This is a genomic window from Marinomonas sp. 63XJN7_9_ISO-PGPR-S23-217 (genome assembly GCF_056173515.1).
On record NZ_CM149678.1, the window covers coordinates 3,871,762 to 3,895,806 of the forward strand.

14 protein-coding genes and 1 pseudogene are annotated in these 24,045 nt (G+C 37.5%); 8 read left to right on the forward strand and 7 right to left on the reverse strand.

Annotation, left to right across the window (positions count from 1 at the left end; genetic code table 11):
• Positions 1-10: 10 nt before the first annotated feature.
• From brxC to AC0VYI_RS18085, 4 genes are read right to left on the reverse strand one after another with little or no spacing between them, the layout of a single operon-like run.
• Positions 11-3,688 (reverse strand): BREX system P-loop protein BrxC, encoded by a 3,678-nt coding sequence (gene brxC, locus AC0VYI_RS18070; protein WP_475444642.1) that lies wholly within the window; start codon positions 3,686-3,688, stop codon positions 11-13.
• 17 nt (positions 3,689-3,705) lie between these two features.
• Positions 3,706-4,308 (reverse strand): DUF1788 domain-containing protein, encoded by a 603-nt coding sequence (locus AC0VYI_RS18075; RefSeq protein WP_475444643.1) that lies wholly within the window; start codon positions 4,306-4,308, stop codon positions 3,706-3,708.
• Complete coding sequence (locus tag AC0VYI_RS18080) at positions 4,305-4,904, reverse strand: DUF1819 family protein (RefSeq protein ID WP_475444644.1); 600 nt, start codon at positions 4,902-4,904, stop codon at positions 4,305-4,307. Before AC0VYI_RS18080 ends, AC0VYI_RS18075 begins: the two co-directional genes overlap by 4 nt.
• A 9-nt stretch (positions 4,905-4,913) precedes the next feature.
• On the reverse strand, positions 4,914-5,858 hold the full coding sequence (locus AC0VYI_RS18085) for a WYL domain-containing protein (RefSeq protein ID WP_475444645.1): 945 nt from the start codon (positions 5,856-5,858) through the stop codon (positions 4,914-4,916).
• Between the two features lie 854 nt (positions 5,859-6,712).
• On the opposite strand from AC0VYI_RS18085, the gene abiEi reads away from it, so the two are divergent.
• The 3 genes from abiEi (at position 6,713) to AC0VYI_RS18100 (ending at position 8,831) form a co-directional block, all read left to right on the forward strand.
• Complete coding sequence (gene abiEi / locus AC0VYI_RS18090) at positions 6,713-7,237, forward strand: type IV toxin-antitoxin system AbiEi family antitoxin (protein WP_475444647.1); 525 nt, start codon at positions 6,713-6,715, stop codon at positions 7,235-7,237.
• Between the two features lies 1 nt (position 7,238).
• On the forward strand, positions 7,239-8,129 hold the full coding sequence (locus AC0VYI_RS18095) for a nucleotidyl transferase AbiEii/AbiGii toxin family protein (RefSeq protein ID WP_475444649.1): 891 nt from the start codon (positions 7,239-7,241) through the stop codon (positions 8,127-8,129).
• 192 nt (positions 8,130-8,321) lie between these two features.
• A complete protein-coding gene (locus AC0VYI_RS18100) occupies positions 8,322-8,831 on the forward strand; it encodes a hypothetical protein (RefSeq protein ID WP_475444651.1) in 510 nt (169 codons plus the stop codon).
• Here the strand turns inward: AC0VYI_RS18100 and AC0VYI_RS18105 are convergent.
• The 3 genes from AC0VYI_RS18105 to AC0VYI_RS18115 all read right to left on the reverse strand — a co-directional run bounded on the left by AC0VYI_RS18105 (position 8,801) and on the right by AC0VYI_RS18115 (position 15,581).
• The gene (locus AC0VYI_RS18105) at positions 8,801-9,034 is read right to left on the reverse strand and encodes an AbrB/MazE/SpoVT family DNA-binding domain-containing protein (RefSeq protein WP_475444653.1); all 234 of its coding nucleotides are present in this window, start codon (positions 9,032-9,034) and stop codon (positions 8,801-8,803) included. The genes AC0VYI_RS18100 and AC0VYI_RS18105 overlap by 31 nt on opposite strands.
• Positions 9,035-9,192: 158 nt before the next feature.
• Positions 9,193-10,343, reverse strand: a protein-coding gene (locus AC0VYI_RS18110; RefSeq protein WP_475444654.1) for an IS3 family transposase whose coding sequence is annotated in 2 segments (ribosomal slippage) — positions 9,193-10,106 and positions 10,106-10,343 — 1,152 coding nt in all. Because the reading frame shifts where the segments join, the coding sequence is not laid out codon by codon here.
• A gap of 237 nt (positions 10,344-10,580) precedes the next feature.
• The gene (locus tag AC0VYI_RS18115; protein WP_475444656.1) at positions 10,581-15,581 is read right to left on the reverse strand and encodes a tetratricopeptide repeat protein; all 5,001 of its coding nucleotides are present in this window, start codon (positions 15,579-15,581) and stop codon (positions 10,581-10,583) included.
• A 457-nt stretch (positions 15,582-16,038) separates the two neighbouring features.
• Between AC0VYI_RS18115 and AC0VYI_RS18120 the strand changes: the two are divergent.
• From AC0VYI_RS18120 to AC0VYI_RS18140, 5 genes and pseudogenes are all read left to right on the forward strand, one after another.
• Positions 16,039-17,164: pseudogene (locus AC0VYI_RS18120) on the forward strand (IS3 family transposase); the annotation flags it as partial.
• A 256-nt stretch (positions 17,165-17,420) separates the two neighbouring features.
• Entirely contained in the window at positions 17,421-18,059 is a 639-nt protein-coding gene (locus tag AC0VYI_RS18125; RefSeq protein ID WP_475444658.1) for a hypothetical protein, read from the forward strand.
• Positions 18,060-18,472: 413 nt separating this feature from the next.
• Positions 18,473-19,408 (forward strand): hypothetical protein, encoded by a 936-nt coding sequence (locus AC0VYI_RS18130; RefSeq protein WP_475444660.1) that lies wholly within the window; start codon positions 18,473-18,475, stop codon positions 19,406-19,408.
• Positions 19,409-21,496: a hypothetical protein gene (locus AC0VYI_RS18135; protein ID WP_475444661.1), complete on the forward strand. Its 2,088-nt coding sequence runs from the start codon at positions 19,409-19,411 to the stop codon at positions 21,494-21,496.
• Positions 21,483-24,038 carry a site-specific integrase gene (locus tag AC0VYI_RS18140; RefSeq protein WP_475444663.1) on the forward strand — a complete coding sequence of 852 codons (2,556 nt, stop codon included), beginning with the start codon at positions 21,483-21,485 and terminating at the stop codon, positions 24,036-24,038. The genes AC0VYI_RS18135 and AC0VYI_RS18140 overlap by 14 nt, the downstream gene beginning before the upstream one ends.
• Positions 24,039-24,045 lie beyond the last annotated feature (7 nt).

Below are 24,045 nucleotides of genomic sequence, written 5' to 3' on the forward strand. Positions count from 1 at the left end.
AATAAGCCCCTTACTTAATTCTTACGCGGTCACCAGCTTTGACAGCAGCAATCAACTGCTCTCTTAAAGCGGCAAGATAGGCATCAACTTCGGCTTCACTTTCAATGAATCCGGTTGCTACTGACTTAGCCATGGCATCGGTTGGGCTAATCGTTACGGTACGTTTTGCAACCGGCTGTGGCTGCACTGGTTCAGGGGCTGGCTCAGGTGCTGGAGCTGCCCTACCGGCTTTCGCTGCTTCTTCTTCGCGTTTCTTCTGTTCGAGTTCACGACGTCTTTGCTCAGCTTCAGCTTTTTTGCGTTGATCTTCGATAAAGCCATTCAGCAACTCATAGGCTTCGTCCTCGTAACCTTCCGCTTCAGTTTGCTCACTGATAACTTGTGGTATTGAAGAGGTTGCTTCAATGCGCTGTCTGCACATTTGTAACGGGCGCAGTGCTTGGTTCTGTAGTGCAGACGGTGAATGAGCTTCAGCTAGCGCTTCTTTTACACGTCTGATGCGCAGGTCAACACGCTCTAAGGCATGAGTGCGTTTTTCTTCAACCAATGTTGAGTTAACTTTTGCCACCTGCTCGATAAGCGGATTAATGTGGCGCAGCTGCTCATACGGTGAGGACATATTGTAAATGCGTTCTAATTCAGTGAGCGCTTTTAATGCTTCACTGTCTTTTTCTAACGCAGGTCTATTGGCCTTAAACTTCTCGTTCAATGCGCCAGCAAGGGCTTGCCAAGTTTGAAATTGGCTATTGTAGAAGTCATCAAGATCCTCAAAGTCCTCAGCAAACTCTTCAAGGGCATCAGCGTCTTCTAAGAATCTAGCGATAAGGGCGAAGCTTGAAGTTTGCTCAAGAATACCCGCGACCAATGCAAGACCATCGTCAATTTGAGATTTACCTGGGAAATGGCCTGTCTGTGACTTGGTTCTGAATGATTTAAGCTCTTCATTCCAAGCCAGTAATTCATCGCGCACTAATTCGTAGAGCTCCTTCTCACCAGAGCCGGTAAAGGTTTTAGAAAAGATCTCTTTAACAAGACCAGCAGCCTTTTTAATTTGGCGCTCGTCATGTTGCCTGATCTTATGTACACGGATCTCACCGCGTTTACGCACACTGGTAAACGGCTCGTAAGCTTTTTTCAACGCCAGATCTGTGCCCTGGGTACTAAAAGATACCTTTCCAGCCAAGCCCAGCCTTGCAGTGAGCAATAAGATTTCATTGTCTGGCCAGCCGTATGGGCGCTTGCCGAAGCGAGCAACGATGTCACGTAAGTACACAGGCTCATTACGCTCGACTTTTAGCGTTACGTACTGCTCAACCTCACGCGTAGCTTCTGGGTTACATTCATCCGCTTGAAGATCCAGTCCAATCTGAGCAATATCATCAGCAACAAGTACGGCCTGTAGCTCGCGCAAAACTTCACCAGGTGTCGCCTTGAGCATGTTCAATTTAGCGAAGGTGTTTTCGATAACGTATTTGTATGCTTCTTCGACGATGGCACTTGGCGTTGCTGATTTCTTCGGTAGTTTTGTGCCGATAGCGTAAACGTCAGCCTCTGCAAATAAAGCTTCAAAATCCGTTCTTAAGCGTTTTTCACGCTCAATATTTTCCATCTGCTTTTCGCGGAGAAGGTGTTCTTGCTCTGGTCGCTGTCCTGAATTTTGTTTTAAGAATCGGTCAGTTTTAATAAAGGTTGTCAGGTCATCCCAAAGACGCTTATGTTCGCCCAGCTTGACGAGCACGCACCCATCAGCCTCAAGCGTATGATTGATGCACGCTTGATCGTGGGAGTAATTTTCAAAGTGTGAATCCAAAGGTGAAATGACTTTAATGACTAGGTCTTCCAGCGTGGTGCCATCTTTTGGATGACCATTGCAAAAACGGCTCACCGCAAAGTCTTGCTTATTAATCGGGTAACGATAGGCACGATTACCTTTCAAAATACCGTCAAATACGATTGCTGAAAGCTTGTTAGAGACCTCTGACATTTCAACGTCAGTGTGGCGGATCTCGTTTTCGATCTCTTTTTCTTCGTTGGTCAGGAAGATAAATTCATCACCATTACGGGCAATCAGCAATTGGCGTTCAAGACGATTCAAGCTCTCTTCAATTTGTTTACGCAGCGCAATTTTATCTGCATCGATTCGATCAATTGACAGCGTTACAAGGTTGTCTAGTGTGCTTTTGACAACGTCCACATAACGGATCAAGAAAAGAGTTTTTAGAATCTTGCCATCGAATTCTGTTAAGGAATCCAACTCGCAGGCTTGGTCAATCGTTCGCTTAACCGCTGGCTCCAAAAAGCTTTCAATCGGTGCATAGAAACTGTAAAACGGGATTAACACATCAAGGCCAGAGTCCTTCATCTGTTTTGCAGCTGATTGGAAAGCATCAAGTAATGAACGCTCACCCATGGCTAAGTGCTTACCCGTCGCGCCTTTTGTTCGAATTGACTCAAACACTTTTTGAACCAGCGTGTAGTGGTAAGGCACAAACGGATAGTTGTCCACGAAAGACGGAGCGTCGGTGTAGCCCTTTAGAGAAGCGGTTGTCGTTTTATCAAATGTCAGCTGGTTACGAAGAATGTCGCCCTTTTCAGCAAAGACATCGATGAGGTGTGTACGAGCTTGTTCTGTTTTGGACAACAAACGCTTTTGAATAACTTCCGAGGTGTTCGAACTCGACAGCTGTAAGCGGGTACTAAAACGCCCCTGAATTTTAGAAAAGTCCTCGCCATCACGCTTATCCATACCTCCAATGGCAGCATCAATGTCAGCCTGAGAGGTAACAACGACCCAAGCTCTGCCACCACAATATGTGCCAAGATCTTCAGTAATAGTCTGAAGCTTCAACATCATTTGTGTGTTCTTACCGATAAACTGACCGACTTCATCGACTAAGAAAAGAAGGTTACGATCCCCAGTTCGATCTAAGTATTCATTGACCCACTTACAGAAGTTTCGGATATCTAGCGGGAAATTGTTTTCAACCTGCTCAACCCATGCTTTGGCAGACTCTAATGATTGCTCACTGGCATGAGCGAGTGCTTCTGAAAGTTCGTCTCGATAGAAGTCATAGGCGTCACGCTCTTTTTCCCAAGTTGATTGGGTCAACTCAGCAAATTTGTCCTTGAAAGAAATGTATTGATTACGCTTATCAAGCTCGCGTTCTAAGTGAGCAATATGAGGAAAATCAGCGCAGTATCCTACACGTTCATTAAATACTTTGAGGAAAACCTTAAGAAGGGCATTTTCTCGGTCATCCGTGTTGGCTCGTGAATCGATGTTAAAAAGAATAACGTCAGTGTCTTTGGTAACAGAATTTTGGATATCCGCCAACAGCATGGCGTCGTTAATCTTGTCTTTGAAAAACTCAAATGCTTGGCGGCCTTGGCCATCCTTTTCAACAGATTTGTTCTCAAGAAGGTAAGATAAAATTTTCAGGAAGTGAGATTTGCCCGAGCCAAAAAAGCCAGAAATCCACACGCCAATTTTACCAGACATTGATGCGCCGCTTTGCGTCACAGATGGCTCATAAGCCTCAAAGAAAGCTCGAAAATGTCGATCTAGCTCTCGGGTAACAACATATTCATCAAGTTCGACATACACACTGTCATTGTCTTTCTGTTCCGCTTTAACAACGCCGTTAATATCACGCGTTAACTTCTTGGAAAAAATCTGTTCAATTTTCATTCGGGAGGCTCCCTGCTCTACTTCTTATTGTCAGTAAAAGGTTTTTTACCGTCTTCAGGCACAAGCTTGAAGGCGCGATAGTAGTTTTTAGATTCGATCATGCCGAAAGGATGCAAATCCCTTCCGCTATATTCACCCGGATAGAAAAGCACTAATGGCGTGCTACCCATAACGTCTTGCAGAGCACTAAGTAACTCATGCCCTCGAACAAGAGGCCACGCACTGCCTAAGCCTGACAGCAACACAAACTCAAGTTCTGATGGCTTATATTTGTCCGTGATATACCTTGCCACTTTCTCTTGGCTCAGAGGCCCGGCTAGTGTTTTTCGAAGGCCATCAACACCGACTTGCAATTCACGCTGGCAAGCTCGGTCGAAAAGGCCTCGCTCCTCAAGCATATCTATCAAGACTTCAAAAATATTGAGATGGACAAAGCGGTAACCACGCTTGTTGAGTTTTTCGTTAACGTGCTTAAGGTGCTCTCGTACAAGCAGTTCATACTTGGCTGGATAGTCAAATACCCAAAATCCAATTTCATTGCCCAAACCATCGTTTTTCAAAAACTTAGGGCTTTCAATTCGTTCCAATATCAGATCAAGCCTGGTCTGAAGAGCCTTCATATTGTGCACTCCATAATTGGGATCAGCTCTGATCGGCCTAAACGCTCGATCTGAAATTTTGTCTTTGGCAAGATAAAGACAGACTGCAGCTTTCTGGAACGGACATTATTGATGTAGCCAGACTCTACCAAAGCTCGAAATAGGTTTTTCCGCATCTTGTCTAAAGTTCCTTCTGAGTACTCTGCCAGCTCCGGTATTCGTCGACACTGAGCATCTATAAATTGATCCCAAGAGTTAGATTCGAGATTTGGTTTGTATTGACGGCTATATTCAGCCAATACCTGTTGCATAAAATCAGTAACTATCGGAGACTGAATCATCAGTGAGAGCATCAATAGTTGAGCGTACTCTTGGCCGTATGTGCCTTGTAGGTCCTGCCAGAAACAATGCCCTAGAGCCTCTAGCCTATGATTCAGGGTATTCGCTACTCGAAGTGCGCTGTGAATAGAATTACGCTGGAGAATATTATTCTCCACAATTTCAATTTTGAACTGTTCATTAGATGGATACTTCGACAGTAGATTAGCAACTTTTCGGGCATCTGCTAGTAGCAAACTACCGCCGTTTAAATCTCCTACATATTCTTTAACGATCATCGTACTTTCTCACAATTCGCTGTACCCTGGAGCGAGCTTAGCATTATCAACGTCGTGCAGTGCTTCTGAATTTTTTAGTGCTAAATGAAACTCCCGACCATTACTCTTTCCGCCCTTTGAACAATCGACATTCCATAAACGCAAAAAATATCCAGCGAACGCGGCCCTTATCTCTACACGCAACCTATTGTTTTTCATAGAGTAATCCATAGATACAGCTTCTGGATGCATTAGTTTAGGATGAGGTATCAGTTCTAGCTCAACAAGATGGTTCCATTGCCGGTCTTGCGTTTCGAGCTCAACTTCGGACAACCTTGTCGCTTCAAGCACAACCGCAGCTTTAATTCGGGTCAGTACAAAGTCACGGAATCCATTTGGCGCTCCGCTTTGGCCATGCTTGCGGTCGAATGCTCGAACGTGCCAACGTAGGCCATTGTCCACCAGCGTATGTGGTACAATTTCACGCGTTGTTTCACCACTAGAAAAAGACACATAGGTTATAAGCAAGGCTTTGCCTTTATGTATGGCCTCGGTAACCTTAGCCACTATCGATAAATTAGGCTTGTTAAGGTGATAGGGCGCTTCACAAGCAAGAGTTGGTTTTACCTTACCAGTAAAGCCATCTCCGAACCCTTGGCTGATCGTCGCCAGTGTTCGAACGACGTCATAATCGAACAAGGCTTCAAATGCTTCACCACGTTTATGTAACTTGAGCTTTTGGTCATATTCAATATTGCCCGGCGCAAGCTCTCTGTACATTGTGAAGTCTTTCGTTGCCTGTGTGGCGGCTATGCTGAAGCGATCAACTAAATCCGCCCGCACCGCTTCTCCCTTAAACAATAAGGTGAAATCAATATGGGCAATGCGATCTCTGGTTGCTTGTGGCAACTGCGCTATATGGGAAGATCTATCTGGCTTCGCTACTACCGTTTGTTTCAGACCTTCATTTGCCATGTGTCTTGTTTATCCAATTAAACCAGTTTTTAAAACCCTGATTATAACAGTAAGGACCGACATATCGTAATCACATTGAACTGATTCGCTCAATGCGGCTCTTCATCAGCAATGACCTAGCAACCACTACTGGTTGAAGCTGAACAGATGACCGTAAAACACAGAACAGACTTCAACCTAATTAATTTTATTAGGTGTCATCCTATCACTGAAAAGAAAAGATGTGTAGAGGTCGTAAATTAAAACTAAAAAACTAAAGATGGGATCAAAGTGGTATCAATCTGGTCCCTTTTTGGTCCCAAATCAGATACAAAAAAGCCGAACACTGGGTTCGGCTTTCGTAACTTACTGAGCAGTAAGTATAAATTTTGGTAGGACTAAGCAGATTCGAACTGCTGACCTCTACCATGTCAAGGTTACTCTGAATATTCCCTTACATGGCAATGAACTACTTTATATAACGTATTCAATGCCTTAGTAAACACACTTCCTTTGAATCAAAGTAATATAAGGCAATAAAACTCTATATCGGGGGATTTTGGCCCATTTTGATCCCATCTTGGCCCATGACCTCTACCCTTCGAATCAAAGCATCTCAAATTAGCCCATGCCTTAAAAGCAAAAATACCCATAAATGCATGGTTTCAATTGCTTTGAATCAAAGCATGCTTTTGGACATTTTTGTTACTTTGATTCGAAGCAAAATAGAGCTTTATACCATTAAAAGCTTATCCCATCATAAGAGGTCTACAAAAAAACACTTTAAACGTAATATTTTGTAGACCTAAATGTTGTCTACTTAACCCATAAGGTCTACAATTTAATACCAATAAAGTAATAATTCGTAGACCATCATGAGAAAAAAAGAAAAATTACTGTCCGCACTATCTCACGCTACTAAAGCTGGTGGAGGTGTTCATACCGCTACAGAGATAGCATTTATGCTCGGCGAAAAACATACCCCTTCTTTTACAAAGTTCCTCACAGATTGCGTACAAAAAGGTGTGTTACGAAGAGTCGCAACAGGTATTTTTGAAAGTACAATAACTCCGCCTGATGCATCAACAGCAATTTACAAGATTGTAAATAAGCTCAGAGGAGACGTATTTAACTATATCAGCCTAGAGAGCCAACTTAGCTATACAGGCGATATTTCGCAAATTATTATGGACAGACTAACTGTGATGACAAAAGGCAGAAGTGGCATTTTTTCTACACCTTATGGCGTCATTGAGTTTACACATACAAAAAAAACGATCGAGACAATCGCCCCTAATATTTATTTCGATTCAGATATCAAAATGTATCGAGCCAGAACACCCCAAGCTATTGTGGATTTAAAAAACTGTAATCGAAACATGCACATGTTGGAGGCATAACATGCTCAAAGAAGTCATAAAGCAAATTGTTAACACCAATCCTGAGTATGCAGGGATAACACCTGTTATAGAAAAAGAAATATTGCACCATGATATTATGGCGGTCATGGTAAAACAGGGGGTTATGCAATCACTGACTTTTATTGGGGGCACATCACTTCGCTTATGCCACAACAGCTCTCGGTTATCTGAGGATTTAGACTTTAATGGAGGACATGACTTTAAACCTGATGATTTTGATGGTTTGGAAGTCGAGATTCAAAAGTACATACAAAAAAAATATGAAACAGAAGTCTGGGTAAATAAGCCGAACCAAGACAAACAAGGAGATACATCTTCTTGGAAAATTAGTATCGAAAAAGAAGCCAACCGCCCTGACCTACCACGTCAAAAAATGCATATAGACATTTGTGCTATTCCTTCTTTCGACATTGAGAGAAGACCACTGATCAATCATTACGATGTCGTCGTTCCAACAGAAGGACTTTTGATCCCTGTACAGTCATTAGAAGAAACCTTGGCAGATAAATTCATTGCTCTAGCATACCGCTCCAGACGAATTAAACCTCGTGATGTTTGGGATATTCTTTGGATCAAACAAAGAGGTATTGACGTATCCATAGAGTTGATCAGCAAAAAACTTGCGGCAAGAGAAAAAACAAAAGCTAACTTCATAGAGTCGCTTACCCTTCAGGTCGAAAAATTACTGAACGAAGAAGAGGTAAAAGCTGACTTTAACAATGAAATGAGCCGTTTCATTCCAAGCCAAATTAAACAGCGTACAATTGATAATCCAGAATATTGGCAATACGTGCAACTCGAAATTAAAAGCATGACAGACCCGATACTCAAACCTGATTTACAGACAAAGAAATTTGATATGGGACTTTAAGCAGTAATCAAATAAGGCATATAAACACTGAGTAGTGATGTTAAGCCGTTCATCTAGATATGCACCCGAGCAACCATGCTAAAGCACCTAGAGAAATCAATTCACCCAAAGAAGCTCAGGCTCTACTGTGTATTATGTACCAGCAAGCCTTCCTAAACTTAGCAAAAAAGAAATATGATTTTGGAGTTCACAATGAAAACGCTAGAATCTCAATCACAACTTGACCTCATCAATAGTCTATTTCCGGGCTTGGATATAATGTCTTTAACAGACTGCCTATCTATTATTCAATCCGGTGTTAGTGGAGAAAAGTTGCAAGCTATCGTTAAGTTGACAGGTGAAAAAGAGCTGATTGCTCATGCAATCGGAAAAAACACCTTAAGTATAAGCAGAAGCTATCGTATCATGCGGCTTTCTCCTACTATCACTGACAGCCTAATTGATACATTGCGTGTATATATTCAAGTGGTAAATATCTATGGATCAGTAGATTTGGCAAAAGAATGGATTCATTCACCTATTCCTGCACTAGGTGAAGAAGTACCGGCGAAGATATTTAATACTCACGCTAGACGCGAGGCTGTACGTCACACCTTACGAAAAATAGATCTAGGAGAGTACTTTAACTCAGCTTTAGCACATATATTCAAAGCTTGTAAAATTTACCTAAACTATAGAGCTACTTTAGCTTTTATCTTTTGACCCATCACGCTTGATGAAAAACATAATTCAGTTTTAACTCGTCCTTTAAGTGTACTAATGTAGTTTGTCGCAGCAGATACTTCATACCTGCCTTTGGATACCTTTACGAACTCAATTCGATCACCAGGCTCAGCACGTAACTCACTCCGTATACTGGCAGGAATTACAATTTGGTTTCGTGATGTTAAAGTGACTGCTGTCATTTTTTACCTTTAATCGGTTACTTGCGCCCAAATAAGATATCACAAAAACATCAAGTTATTAGATGCTGAGCACTCCTTAAAAAGCACGCCACGGCCTAAAAAACTGAGCCCGAAACTTTATTAAAATAGAGTTGAGCAAGTGGTATGGACCCAGTTTCCTAGACAGTTTCTAGCTCCGTAAAATATCGCTTCTCATATTGCAGTGGCGATAATCCATTATTTGATCCATGGTGTCGCTTTGGATTATAAAAGTATTCGATATAATCAAAAATCTCTGAACGAGCATCACTTCTTGTTTTGTAGGTTCGATTGCGTACTCTTTCTTTTTTTAACAATGAAAAAAAGCTTTCCGCAACGGCATTATCATGGCAGTTACCACGACGACTCATACTGGCTTCCAGGTTATTATCTTTTAAGAAGGTTTGCCAATCTTTCGAGGTATATTGAGCGCCTTGATCTGAGTGTACCAGTACTCTTTTTGTGGGGCGTCGTCGCCAAACAGCCATGAGTAAAGCATCAATAACGGACTCTGCTGTTGCCCTTGATCTCATTGACCATCCTACGACCAATCTAGAAAATAGATCAACAACGACGGTCACGTAAAGCCAGCCTTCTTTTGTCCGGATGTACGTAAAATCGGTTACCCATACTTGATCTGGTTCTGGGACAATAAACTCTCTATTTAACGTATTCGGGGCTGTATTACGTTCAGACCCACGATAAAAAACAGGGTGGCGTTTGTAGCCTATTAGCGCTTTTAGACCCTCGCGGCGCATCACCCTTAGCACACGATTCTTCCCACAAGACTTACCTTCTCCTTTTAGGTCTTTGGTGATATTGCGGTAGCCGTAAACACAACCACTCTCAAGCCAATACGTTTTAATGTTGATGGCAAGTTCATCATCTTCTTGCTCTCGTCGACTTTTTGGACAGTCCAGCCAAGCGTAAAAACCGCTCCTATGGACTTGCATTGTTCGACACAAGACAACAATAGAATAGTCGTGGAGCCGTGATTTTATGAACGTGTACTTTTCTTTGACTCCCCGGCAAAGTACACGGCGGCCTCCTTTAGAATGTCCCTCTCTTCGGTCACCCGTTTAAGTTCAACTTTGAGCCGCTGGATCTCTGACAGAGCTGAATCTTCCATTTTTCTGCTCGCTTCAGGCTTGCTGTATCGGACAATCCAATCATGCATACTTTTGTAGCTAACGCCAAGTCGCTCAGCCACTTCTGCAATCTTGTAGCCGCGCTCTGTGACTTGTTTAACGGCTTCAATTTTGAACTCCTCGGTATAACGTTTTCCACTCATAATTCACCTCATTTTTACCTATTATTATATAGCTATGAGATGTCTACAAAAGTGGGTCCATACCAAAGTACTGGTAACTCTCTGCCTTTAGAGTATAAGTTATAGTGTCAATAGAGTTTAATAAATTTTCTAATCGACACCGATATTTTATTAATCCTAATCACATCAAGCGATTTATAGTTCATAACTTAACGGTTAGTTACGGAAGCTGTTAATATAATTATCAACCGAAGCACCTTAATATTTATCTTTTTTAATCGCCTTCATTTCTTCTTCAAGCTCAATCGCTTCTAATAATTGATTATTCTTTTTGTAACTAGCCGCCAAGTTACTTAGGCTTATAGAATAACTCTTAGCCCAAGTTACTTTATCATCTTTGTACAACTCTTTACAAATTGTTAGCGACTCTTCTTCTAGTTCAATAGCTTGTGTCAATTGATTGTTGTTTTTATAACTCACCGCTAAGTTATTCAGACTGTAAATGTAATACTCAGCCCAAGCGGCTTTATTACTTTCATATAATTCTTTACGAATTTCTAATGCTTCTTTTTCAAGTTTAATCGGTTCTACTAATTGATTGTTTTTTTTGTAACTAGACGCCAAGTTCATTAGACTAATAGTATAATTATTAGCCCAAAGAGTTTTATTACCTTTATAAAACTCTTTGCAAATTTCTAGCGACTCTTCTTCAAGCTCAATCGCTTGTGTCAATTGATTGTTATTTTTATAAGTCACCGCCAAATTATTAAGACTGATGGTGTAATTGTTAGCCCAAGCGTTTTTATTACTTTTGTACCACTTTTTACAAATCGTCAACGCCTCTTTGTCAAGCTTAATAGATTGTGCCAATTGGTTATTTTTTTCATAACTGACAGCTAAATTGTGGAGGCTGATGATGTAATTATTAACCCACTTGGCTTCATTGCCTTTATACAATTTTTCACGAATAGTCAGCGATTTTTCTTCAAGTTCAATCGCCTGTGATAATTGATTATTTTTTTCATAAGACGCTGCTAAATCATTCAGCATACCAGTATACAATTCCGCCCAAGCGCCTTCATCGATTTCGTATAACGATTTACTAATCATCAAACCTTTTTCTTCAAGTTCAATCGCTTTTGCCAATTGGTTGTTATTGAAATAACTATTCCCTAATCTATTAAGAATAATAGCATAATCCTCACTCCATTGATCTTCATTACTTTCATATAATTTTTTATAAATTTTCAATGCCTTTTCCTGAAGGTCAATAGCTTGTAGCAATTGGTTATTCATTTTATAACTCGATGCCAAATTAATAAGAGCAACAGTGTAACTCTTAGCCCAAGCCACTTTATTAATTTTATATAATTTTATATAAATAACCAGAGCCTCTTCCTGAAGCTCAATAGATTTCTCCAATTGACCGGCGTCACCATAACACTCCGCTAGGCCATTCAAACTTTCTGCATAGACCTCAGCCCAAAAATCTTCATTAACATCATAAAATCCTTTACAGGTTATTAGCACCTTTTTTTGAATATCAATCGCTTGCACCAGTTGGTTGTTCATTCTATAACTTATCGCTAAGCTATTTGTGCAGGCTATATAAATCTCAGCCCAAGCTCCTTTATTATTTTCAAACAATACTTCAAGAATCGTTCTCAACCTTTCTTGCAACATAACAGCTTTTAATATTTGGTGATTTTTCCTATAAGATATCGATAAGTTATGTAGACTGATTGTGTAATCTTCAACCCAAGCGTTTTCATTACTATCATATAATTTTTTACGAATCCTCAACGCCTTTTCTCCAAGAGCAACCGCTTTTGAAAATTGGTTGTTCAATTCATAAATCGATGCTAAGTTATTAAGACTGTTGGTGTAATCCTCAACCCAAGCATCTTCATTGAATTTATATAGATTTTCACGAATAGTTAGCACTTCTTCAAATAACTTCATCGCTTCTATCAATTGATTGTTTTTCTGATAAGTTGATGCTAAATTATTTAATATATTGGTATAATGTTCAGTCCAAAAAGATTTATTTTTTTCATATAACTTTTCAACAATCGCTGTTGCTTTTTTATGGAGATCAATAGCTTTTTCTATTTGGTTGTTCATCTGATAACTAACTGCCAAGTTATTTAAGCTGTTAATATAATTCTCTTCCCAGACATCTTCGTTGCAATCATATAACACCTTACAAATCGTCAAGGCTTCTTCTTCAAGTTTAATACCTTTTAGCAATTGGTTATTCTTAATATAACTCCCTCCTAAGTTATTAAGAATAATGATATACTTATCAGCCCAAGTAGCTTTATTATCTTGATATAATGTCGTACAAATAGTCAGTGCTTTTTCTTGAAGGTCAATAGCTTGTACCAATTGGTTATTATTACGATAACTCCCACCTAAGTTAATTAAGCTGGTGATGTAATCTTCAGCCCAAGCAGTTTTATTTCCTTCATATAGGCCTTGACGAATAGTTAACACTTCTTCCTCAATATTGATAGCTTGTGACAATTGGTTATTTTCGGCATAAATAACCGCCAAATTATTTAAGTTGGTGGTGTAATCTTCAACCCAAGTATCTCTGTTGATTTCAAAGCATTTACTCAATATTTTTTGCATCGTCACTTTAAAAAGTAATGTTTTTTCGAAATCAAGTGAATTAAGTTCCTTTACAGGCCGACTATAAAAAGACTGTTTCTTATACTCTTTTTCTATCACAGTAAGTATTAACGTAAACATCTGCTCTTTTGCTTGCTGCTTATCTTCTTTTAAAAGGATATCTAGTAAGTATTCGACTTGGCTTTCGAGAAAGGTATGTATTAATGAGTGGCGATATTTGTATTGATCATTCGTTCGTGTATAACGTCTTAATATTTCATATACCTCATCAATAATCACATAGTGCTCTGTGGTTAACCCCACCTCCTGATCTCTTTGCTTAATGTGTGCACTGAGGGAAGCAAGCAGTGGTAGTTGTGTATCAGCCAATGCTTCAAGAGAGTTTTTAATAACTATTGATGAAAAAGGAACCCCTAAAAGCGATGAAAAAAGTAGTGTATTTACTGCAGCATTACCATGTTCTGCAAAATAAAGCTTTAATATATGTAACCGTTCCTCAAATATGGCATAAGCCATTAAATTAAAGCGTTGACCTGTATCTACCCTATTAGCATGAGCTAACGAATCTTTATATTTAGCCTGTAAGGTTCCAAAGGTTTTTTCTATTATCGTTTCTATATTTTTAAGTTCTGGATTAAACCGAAGAGGATTATCTAAAATCAAACGATCAAAGGCATTTGCTATATATAATTTTTCATCACATAACATGTTAATTGTTTCAACGGCAAATAGCGTATTAACTTCATTAGTACTTTCATCTGTAAGTGTCGTAAAAATCGAATTTGCTAATGATGTACACTGCCCTAAACTACCTTTAACCACCTTACCAATAAGCTCTATGAGTGCAGATTTATCAAAGCCTGACAATGATATAATGTAAGGATGTAATCTAGGCTCATTTTTAATATCATTACAATCTTCAAATCCATTCACTTTGCAAGTTTTTAATAAGATTAAGGAATGAGCATAAAATGATGGCGTAGCAAGTTGTTTTTTTAATATCGATGCACCGTCACTTGGGCGTAATGTTGCAACTATATATAAATCATTTCTTTTTAATAAACGATTTAATATGTATTCACTTGCATCATCATCTATCCATTGTAGATCATCAATAAATAACACGATAGGTAATTTTTCAGAACTGATTTTTTTAAGCTTTTCTAGCGCTTTATCTAATTTATCAAACTGTTGTTTTTTTTCATCTAACTGTTTATTGTCTAAATCTCCCATAGCACTGTTTTGCACTTGAACGATATGATTATCAACTTTCCAGCGCTGAACCCCTGCATAGGTAATCGCAAGTGGTTTATCCACTCCTGGTATAAGTACCCCAGAAAGTTTAAAGGCATTTTCCTTATTCCATAAGCTTTTTAAATAATTGTAACCTTTTTCTTTCAAACCTATTATTAGCTCTATACGTTTGGTTTCATCAAGAATGCTTTTTTCTAATGAACTGAGTCCAGTATTATTTGAACTATGCCCTACTTCATTAAGCAGAGTCAGTTTAATTATGTCACCTTTCTCTTGAATACTCTCCAAATGTTTCTTAACCAGCGATGTTTTACCAATGCCAGGCTCACCTGAAACAATCGAGAATCTAATGGGTTGACGATTTATATATTGAGCGTTTAAAACTTTAATTTCTTCGTCTCGCCCAACAAATAGAGATGACTTAACGGCTACCATAGGAATGTTGCTACCCGGCTTTTCTAGCATGGAGTAACGCTGTATAAAGTGTTTTTGTGCAACTAATAACTGTTGCTTGCTTTGCAGTTTCTCATTCACCTCATTATACAAACTAAATGATTCGTCTGAATATTTATAAACAACAGATAGACCAATGTGTTTATCATGATCTTTTTGATCTTTAGCAAAGGAAAACAACAAAGAAATAAGTCCTATAGAGTTGTTATCAAGTTTATGAGGATTATTGATGTAAAGAAGTTTTGGAGAATCTAATGCAATTGCTAAAAGCAACTTAAAGGCTAACTGAAAAACGTCAATGTTTTTACTCTTTGAAAAAGTATTAGATAAATTATTCAATTCTAATTTTGCAGATGAGGATAAGTTTAGTTTTTCTTTGTTTATGCTATAAACAATATCGCCCACTTGATTACCTGTGGTATCACTTAATAAATCTTCTATTTCAGTCAATGTAGCTTTAGAAATATCAAGTCGATCTATGGCAACATCTTTCAGTGAAGAGGCGAATTGTTCACTAACCTCATCAAAGATGTAACTTAAACCTTTATCTAGATGATCACCGAAAAAATCGTTGATTAAACCACCACTTGTAACTGACACTACAGCTTTAAATGACTCTTTTAGTACTTTTAAATTTTTAATACTTTTAAGTTCATCACGCAAATTTTCAAGAAGAACTTCGAATAGAAAAAAATTATCTGATGAAGCAATATTGTCTCCATCGATAATAAGAATATTGCTACCATTATCGCTCTGTTTTTGATTGTAAATTTTTTGTGCAATCCACAAAGGGAAATTTGAAGCATTTTTTCCAGAATAACTATATAAATTCTTACATTCTTTTTCAGTAAGCTCAATTAATAAAGGTGTTTTCTGAGAAAGTATTAGGCCAAAATGATAATTATTTAGTTGTGTCATTTGTTAAAGTCTCCTTACTAATCGCACGTTAAAGATTAATCTGGGTGAGTTACTAATAACTCAGGCTATTCTCCTTAATGACCCTTCCATAAATTTTGACTTACCAGATTTTGTTAGATACTTGTTTTTTTCAAAAACTACATCTTCTCGAGCTTTACTGGTGACACACTAGACTTTCCAGACTTTACTAGACACCTTTTAATGTTAAGATCTCGTTAAAAAAAGAGTTTTTTATGAAGTCAAGACGTTATCCTGAAGAGTTTAAAAGCACAGTATAATCGGAGAGAACCAGTGTACCTGTACCAGTTCCTTCGTGGCACATCTGTACCAGTTCCTTTTTAGTGCCCCTATACCAGTTACTCTGTGTTATGTAGTGACATAGTTAATTTGTCCATATAATTAGAGTAGCTAATATGCACCAATAAACAACTAGGTGACAACATGAGAAAAAGACCAATTTAACCCTGAGTTTCGACTAGAAGCAGCTTAGCTAGTCGTTGACAAAAATTACACCGTTCGAGAAGCCTCAAAAGGGATGAGTTTCGGTCACTCAACAACGGATAAATTGAGGCAAGAACGAGACAGGGAAAGCCCTAAGGCGACTCCGATGACGCCCGAACAATTAAGAATACGAGAGCTTGAAAGCGTATTCGAGACATATAGATGGAAAAAGACATTCTAAAAAAGGCTACAGCTCTCTTAATGTCCGACCCCTTGAATAGTTCTCGATAATCGAAAAACTTAAGACGAACTACTGAATAAAAGAAACTGTGTGACTTGTTCAATGTAAACCGAAGCTGCTTTCGATCTTGGAAACAGCGCTCTAAGCAATCAGCTAATGCTAATGCTAATGCTAAAAAAAATAAAGAACATGGCCTATATGAAAGAACTGTTTGAAAAAATCGGAGGCTCAGCTTGCGCTCAAGATATCGATAGGACAGAGGATAGAGATACGCCATTAAGTCGTTATAGAGTTAGGCGCCTAATTAAAGAAACTAGGCCTAGTAAGCTGCCAAATACCAAATCACATCTATAAGAGAGCGGGTGATGGACATTTTGATGTAACGAACTATTTAAATATAGAATCACCTAATAGCATGTAATGTGGAAACGTCGCTTATATCTGGATAGGAACGTGATGAGCTTACCTAGCGGTGGTAATGGATCTGTAGCTAACAAACCTATTGGCTGGGCGATGTCACTATCACCGAATAGTTAGCTATCAAGCACAATGCATTAAAGATGGAATATGAACGCAGTGGATGACCAAAAGGCGTCATGTTTAACAGTTCCAGCCGTGAGTTTCGACAAACGTTGCAGCAATGCAAATGACTCAAACTGTAAGTAGACGTGTAAATTATTGGGATAATGCCCCGATGGAACGTTTTTTTAGAAGCTTAAAAATAGAATTGGTGCCTCCGTAAAGTTATCACTCATTTGAACAAGCTAAACATCATATTACGAAATAAATTATCGGCTACTACAGTCAATTAAGGCCACATCAGCACAACGCTGGTATGAGCCCGAATAAGAAAGAGGAGCAGTACTGGATTAACTATAAAGTGGTGGCCAGTTTTACTTGAGCACTACATAGCTGGAACACAGAAGAATACAAGGTTACCGTCCTTCATTATAGCAACTGGCGCGCCTTTTGATTCACTCATAACTAGTTCTCGGAAACTAGATCAATAACAGGCATAAGCACTTCTACTTAGGTATTCCCTACTAAACTACGATATTAAATTGATAATATTCTGTTAAAAAATTATCGGTGATTTTATGGATTCAATAAGAACCATTCTATAATATAGACCATAATTAATAATCTGGTATCAGACATTGAATAAAGACGATTTTAAGAAACATCAATCTAACTTTAAAAATCTTTTAACGCAGATTATTATCGGTTTAGATGGTTCTGGACTTATCTCCTATCGATCCGGAGTATTCATAGCATTCTCTGAAAAAATAGAAAAAACGAATTTTTTACGAGACGTTCTAGTGCCGAAATGCTTGGGTGTTGATTGGAATCCAATATATATAAACTTGACAGAAAATGAGACAGATCCTAGCTACGCTATTAGGGCTGCAATAACCTTGGAAATAAATCGGAATATTAACAGGAAACAGGGTGAGAGTACTGAATCGGCTAAATTGAAATGCTACAGACAAGCAGCAAAGGAATACATACAATCTGAGCTCGCTTCACACATTACGTTGTCTTATGCTCTAGAAATTCTGTATGAATTAACTGAAAAAATGACTGTTTTAATTGTTGATGAGGCAGTACATGCACTAGCTACTGACGATGGAATGTCATCACTACTAGCGTTAAAATCTGCTCGTGATGTATTAGGTACACAGAGCAATCGCCTGCGCATAGTGTTTGCAGATACAGATCACGAAAAACTATCCTATCTGGTTCGTGACTCACAACAGGCGTTCTACTGCTCTAGCCTAATTATTGTCCCCTCGTAACCCCTAAACAGCTATATTCGATAATATTTTATAGTCAAAAACTGGGTGGTACAGCTGTACCACCCAGTTAGACAAAACCATTTTTTATGTTGGCAACACCTCATAAATACTAATAATGATTATCTAACCTATTTATTTATATATTCGAAAATCAATCTTATATTTAAATAACTCCTCTATTTAATTGCCTTAATTGCCTTAATTGCCTTAATTGCCTTAATTGCCTTAATTGCCTTAATTGCCTTAATTCATTAGTATTTAATATGACATAAAAAAACATTAAACTGTAAAGAAACCGAAAACAATCAAAATCTATATTTACAGATTAGCCATACAATCATAATTTAATTAAATATTTTAAATAGTTGAGCCGATCGAAAACTATGATTTCATTAAAACATGAGCATCCATTTTTGTCTGAAACCTATGTAGAGCACATTACCCTGCACATTGGTGAATTCTGGAACCCGCTATCAAAAAAACGACCATCGTATTTCAACAATGAATTTATCATTCTACAAAAACCGATAGTTTATGGAGAGCACGCAAAAAAAACGCTCATAAATTCATCTAACAACAGCCTAAAAACTAAACTAAAAATCATTAATGAGAATATAAAAATACAAGCATTACAAATAGTTAAAACAAATTTAACGATCACTGAGATTCAAGATTTTTTTAGACTAGACAGTCTCTCTGAACTGTATGGAAAAATCCTTTATGAGAAAATAATTGAGGAAATCACATCTGAAAATACAGTATTAGAAAAACTATGTCCTGATAAACATAGACAATTGGGTTATATAAATAGAAACTTTTGCATTGAAAAAATTGGACCTCAGAAATTAGGTAATATGAACAGGGAAGTAGATATAAAATTAACTTTAAAATACCTTCACGGCATGGACATTAAAAACATAGAGATAGATACATTAGAAAAAACATCTAAAATAATAAAAACCTTTGATAGTAAAAAATTCAATTCAAACAAAATAAAAAAACCGAACAACAAATCATTTCTATTATATTTCGTCATGGAAATTTCATCATATTTAAAAATATCAGACATCAATGATCTCTATTTAATAGTAGCTTATTTAAAAACCAAAAATTTCTTAGAAAAAGACAATCTTTTAATACTTAACAACCTAACATCATCAATCAAAAACAAACTAGGTTTTAAACCAGATTTAAAAATAATAATGGATATCATAAAAGAAATCGAACATTCAAAATCAAAATCCATAGATAATTATAATTTTTTTAGGAATGAATTGATGGGAGAGAATGAAAAAATGGATAAAATCATCGAATATATATCAAAAAAAATATTAGAGATGGAGCCTTAGATGAGTACTAGTAAATTTCGTCAGGCACTAGGATGGACTATACACTATTGGGATGAAATTGGAGTCTGGGAAAAAAATGAGCCTATTTTAAAAAAATTCCTGACTTTTTTATCACCTCCCCCTGATATTAATAAACAGATATCATTATTAGAGATAATTAAAAAACATTATAATGATGATTTAATTATCTCTTTAGATGAAATATATTCATTACTAGAAATATTAAAGGAGTACAAAAATAAACCAAAATACAAAACAAAATATGACGATGGAGTGGATTATCCAATATACTATGGAATTTTAAAAATTCGCACTCAAGACTCGAGGGCAGGCACGAAATTTATTTCTAATTTCATATCAGGATTTGTTAGTAGTTGCTATGAAAAACTGAAAAAAATAGATTATACCGAATCTGATCAAAAAATTTATAAAACAGTTTTGGCTCTTCGAGAATTAGAAAGAGTTTCAACGATTAACAAAAAGAATGATTCAAATGATATTATCATAAAACTTAGAACTCCAGACACAATAGATTTAGATCGATACAATGACGACATTCGTACAGTTAAATATAGCAAAAGCAATTCTTTTTGGAAAAACTTTAACTGCACACCAGTAAGAAAAACCGATCCCAAACAAAAAAATACGCCGAAAAAATCAAATCCTAAAAACAATCATTATAAAAAAACTCCTGAAAAAAACGAAAAATCAATTTCTGAAAATCATGTGCCTCGTTTAGTAACGAATAGAAAAAAATCTTGGACCACTGCTAACAAAGAAATTGAGTCCGTATTTGATTATTCATCATTATCACTACAATCTGTAGTGGCATTTCTTACATTCGTCGATAAGAAAAAATCTGAATTAAATGGCTTGTTAATGCTGTGTTTTTTGACCGGCATGACATTAAAAAAAGCGGTTTTTGCAATACGTTTTAGCTCTAACAAAAAATTACTAACTGTCTCCGTCTCAAATACACCAACAGATTCTGATCTATGTTCAGAAATCGAATTGAAAATATCACCAGATAGCCTAGTACATCTCGATGAAAAAAAACTATCCATCGAACAATTGGTCGATAAAATTGAGGGTAAATTTGCTTATCTAACGAGGCAGTTTGCAGAATTTAACGGTGGAAACACCCTGCATTTTGACCGTATCGCATCAAATTCTAATCGCCTATTAACACCCGAAATCGATGACATTAGAGTTCATTACCTCAGAGGTAAAATCGGTTTTTCTATGAGTGCGCCGTTCTCGTACGTTGCACTGACAAATGAGGAAATTGGGGACCTATATAAAAAACGTTTTAATATTTTATCCGCTCAACTAGTAACACCTGAGCTCCTCTCTCAACTACTCTGGGATTCAACATTGGAAAATCAATCTCTTGGATCTAATCGTTTACCACAGAGCTCAGTAGCCTTATTTTTTAGAGACATAAGCGCCATGTTCAAAAGTAAAAAAACGCTGTTTTCAGTTTTTAGGTCAAATAAAATAAGGGTTGACCTAGTTAATTTAATTGAAATAAATACATATTTTTTAGAGTTGTTATTATTCTCTAATCGCCCTAATGGAGAAAAATCATTTTCTATATTTTCTGATTTTTTCATTAGAAAAGACAAAAATTCTGTTAATTACGAAGAATTTAAATCGCTGCCTATACCTAACTTATATTTAAAACAAAAAAAGACCCTTACAGATTTAAGAGCTTCACTGTATAAACATTTCAATTTTACTGATGCAGATATTTCAAAAAGCGACCTAATAATAATTCATGTTATACAAGATGAAAAATATCATCAAATCGAATCAGTTCCACATAGAAAAATATTAGAGCTGCTCGAAACATTTAACATTGAAGCGTTACTCCCATCAAATAATACATTGAGACATTTATCGGGTAATGCTCTCAAGTTTCGGCCAATTATTTCTCGCGCCCTACTGGGACATAATGAGGATGGATTTTACTACTCATCTCCTGCGTCTTCATCAAACATCTTGTCGATTCACACTGACCTATCTGAATACTACAACACTCTCATTGAAGAGTTTTCGCTGCAGGAGCTGACCTATGATTTCGATTGATTTCCTGAATAAATGGCCAAACCTAGAGAAAATAAAATTCAGAGATGTAGAGAGTGCAAGAATTGCTGAAATAATTCTTGATTCAGCGAATGATGAAATGAACATTGATAATGATTCATTATCAGAAATTCTTTCAAAATTTTCTGAGTATTACGAATTATCTAGCGAATCTAAAATCACTAGAAAACAGCTAAAGATGATTAATGATGTCATTTCACAGTTAGAGGGAATAATCACATCAACTATATCCTATGATCGCTCTCCAAAAACCATTCGACCGACTGTTATATCGCCTAACTCTGACGAGGCCCAATTTAGAGCTGCTATTAAAACGATCGCTAATGAGACGCCTAAAATTCTGAAATCAAAAGCGCTTATTGATAGTGATGAGCTATATGTTCGTTTACTCATTGAAGTTGGTGTAACAACAGGACTACCACTGAACAGAGCTGAATCATTCATACAGGAGCTCCTAAAAAGTCCATTTGAGTGCTCAATACTGGTTCCGTCAGGAGAGCCAACTAGAGCAGATAAATGTTTACCGATTACCGCGTCAAATACAGCACGTTTTATCTGTGTGTGTCTCCATGCTCGTAATTACGTGCCACCTAATCATCACAAACTAGCCAAGCATACAATTCCAAACCTGTTAACAACATCAACCACGGACAAGCTAATGAAAAAAGTTAAGATAAAAACTTTTTATCCAGCTGCAGCGAGCCTGTTTTGTATTTTCGGTACGGAGGCCATTATTTATAGCCGATTATCCGGGTTGAGTTTACCAATCGCACCAACATGGGCTGATATGAATGGTTCGATTATCGGATTACCATCCGAGAAAATTTATACTAGAGAGCGTAATAAACGGACATTGGGACCTAGTGAAAAAAAATTACAACAGCGCGCGATTGAGGAAAACGTAGACAGGTTAACTGATGAGGATCTAGACGATGATGAAAAAAAGAAACGTTTTCTCGCATGGCAAGAATTAGCCTATTATTTCTTAAGCATCATCAGGTACTGGATTAAAAAACAAACTCAAGTTAAAAGGAAAGATACTGAAATAAAATTTGCTGAAAATTTATATAAAATAAATAGTACTGAAACACTAGATAAGTTAGCTAAAGTAATCTCTAAAAAAACAGAATGTAATGGAGAGTATATTGAAGATTTAACTTACACTACCGCTGATAAAATACAAGAAACTCTACTTTCAATTACGCTTAGCCCTGTTAGAGATTTTTTACCTGTATCTAATCAAATCCCTAGTAAAACCTGCGCTATTTCATTAATGTTTGCATTCACGTACAACGAATTAGTTATCAAAAAAAATAGAACCAATACGGTTTTATCGAAATTATCCAGTATTTTCTCACAAAGTTTATTCGATTATGAAGCATCATCGAATATCGAAAACTGGGATGAAGAAGATGCAAGCCTATTTATACATGAAGTGTTGCTTAATCCTGAATTCGCGCCTAGTACTAACCAAAATAGACTCTCTCAATTTTCAACATTACTAATTTTTAGCAGAAAAAGTCTGGATATCTGGAACGATGTCTATTTCCCAATCTCATCAAACGGACAAATAACGACTACTAACCGCAATCAAGTCCTTGGTCAGCAAGAATTCGATCTCTTTATTAATGCATTTGAGCGCCATCCTGATATTCAATCAGATATCACTGTATCCACAGTAATCTTTAAAATTCTCTTTTATGCAGGTCTCCGCCCTGGTGAGTTAGCGCGGCTAACGCTGGGCGACATCTCAGCTCACGGCGAGGAAGAAATACTAATCAGAGTACGCAGATTTAAAACACCAGCATCAAGACGGACCATTCCATTGCATCTATTAGCGCCACCGGAGGTTTGTCTAGAAATATTTGACTATATTTCAGAGCGTCTAAACCTGTTCAGAAAATTGAAATCGACCAGAGCATTTGGCGAAGGCAGGAAACCAAGTGCTGCAAGGGAAGATTTATTGAATATTGCCGACGTAAGCGACGAACAAACCAAGTTTTTGAGAACTTTCCCACTTTTTAGCAATGCTGAAAAGGTAGCAAGAACAGCTCGTGAAGAAATGAAGCTTATCCTTGGTGAAGGCGCTGACTTATACCTTCTTAGGCACAGCTACGCTACCCACATGTTTCTACGTTGGTATGCGATGAGGTACCCTGATGTCATTAATGAGTTAAGAGACCGAGATGAATGGTTCTACTCAAATGAATCATTGGTGTTACAGCGTCATATATATCGGCATGGGGAAGTTGTAAACCATTCAAAAGAGACAGACATGGTCCACCTTATGAAATCGATGGGGCATCGATTTGTCGACACTTTTTTTGCTGTCTATTGTCACTCATATTTTGTGACATACAACCATGCACAGAAAAAATACATGCAGCAACGCAACTGGGAAGAGTTACCAGTGAGCGCAGGTTTCATTCAGGCCAATTTTCCTAAAATGAAATCACGAACGAGCGTTGCGCAAATTCAAACAAAAACATTAGCAGGTGTACTCGATTTTTTCAGTACTAGGTAAAGCTGAA

Excerpts from the sequence above, each read along its gene's own strand:
- brxC (WP_475444642.1), bottom strand. The coding sequence starts at position 3,688 with ATGAAAATTGAACAGATTTTTTCCAAGAAGTTAACGCGTGATATTAAC.
- AC0VYI_RS18075 (WP_475444643.1), bottom strand. The coding sequence starts at position 4,308 with ATGAAGGCTCTTCAGACCAGGCTTGATCTGATATTGGAACGAATTGAA.
- AC0VYI_RS18080 (WP_475444644.1), bottom strand. The coding sequence starts at position 4,904 with ATGATCGTTAAAGAATATGTAGGAGATTTAAACGGCGGTAGTTTGCTA.
- AC0VYI_RS18085 (WP_475444645.1), bottom strand. The coding sequence starts at position 5,858 with ATGGCAAATGAAGGTCTGAAACAAACGGTAGTAGCGAAGCCAGATAGA.
- abiEi (WP_475444647.1), top strand. The coding sequence starts at position 6,713 with ATGAGAAAAAAAGAAAAATTACTGTCCGCACTATCTCACGCTACTAAA.
- AC0VYI_RS18095 (WP_475444649.1), top strand. The coding sequence starts at position 7,239 with ATGCTCAAAGAAGTCATAAAGCAAATTGTTAACACCAATCCTGAGTAT.
- AC0VYI_RS18100 (WP_475444651.1), top strand. The coding sequence starts at position 8,322 with ATGAAAACGCTAGAATCTCAATCACAACTTGACCTCATCAATAGTCTA.
- AC0VYI_RS18105 (WP_475444653.1), bottom strand. The coding sequence starts at position 9,034 with ATGACAGCAGTCACTTTAACATCACGAAACCAAATTGTAATTCCTGCC.
- AC0VYI_RS18115 (WP_475444656.1), bottom strand. The coding sequence starts at position 15,581 with ATGACACAACTAAATAATTATCATTTTGGCCTAATACTTTCTCAGAAA.
- AC0VYI_RS18135 (WP_475444661.1), top strand. The coding sequence starts at position 19,409 with ATGAGTACTAGTAAATTTCGTCAGGCACTAGGATGGACTATACACTAT.
- AC0VYI_RS18140 (WP_475444663.1), top strand. The coding sequence starts at position 21,483 with ATGATTTCGATTGATTTCCTGAATAAATGGCCAAACCTAGAGAAAATA.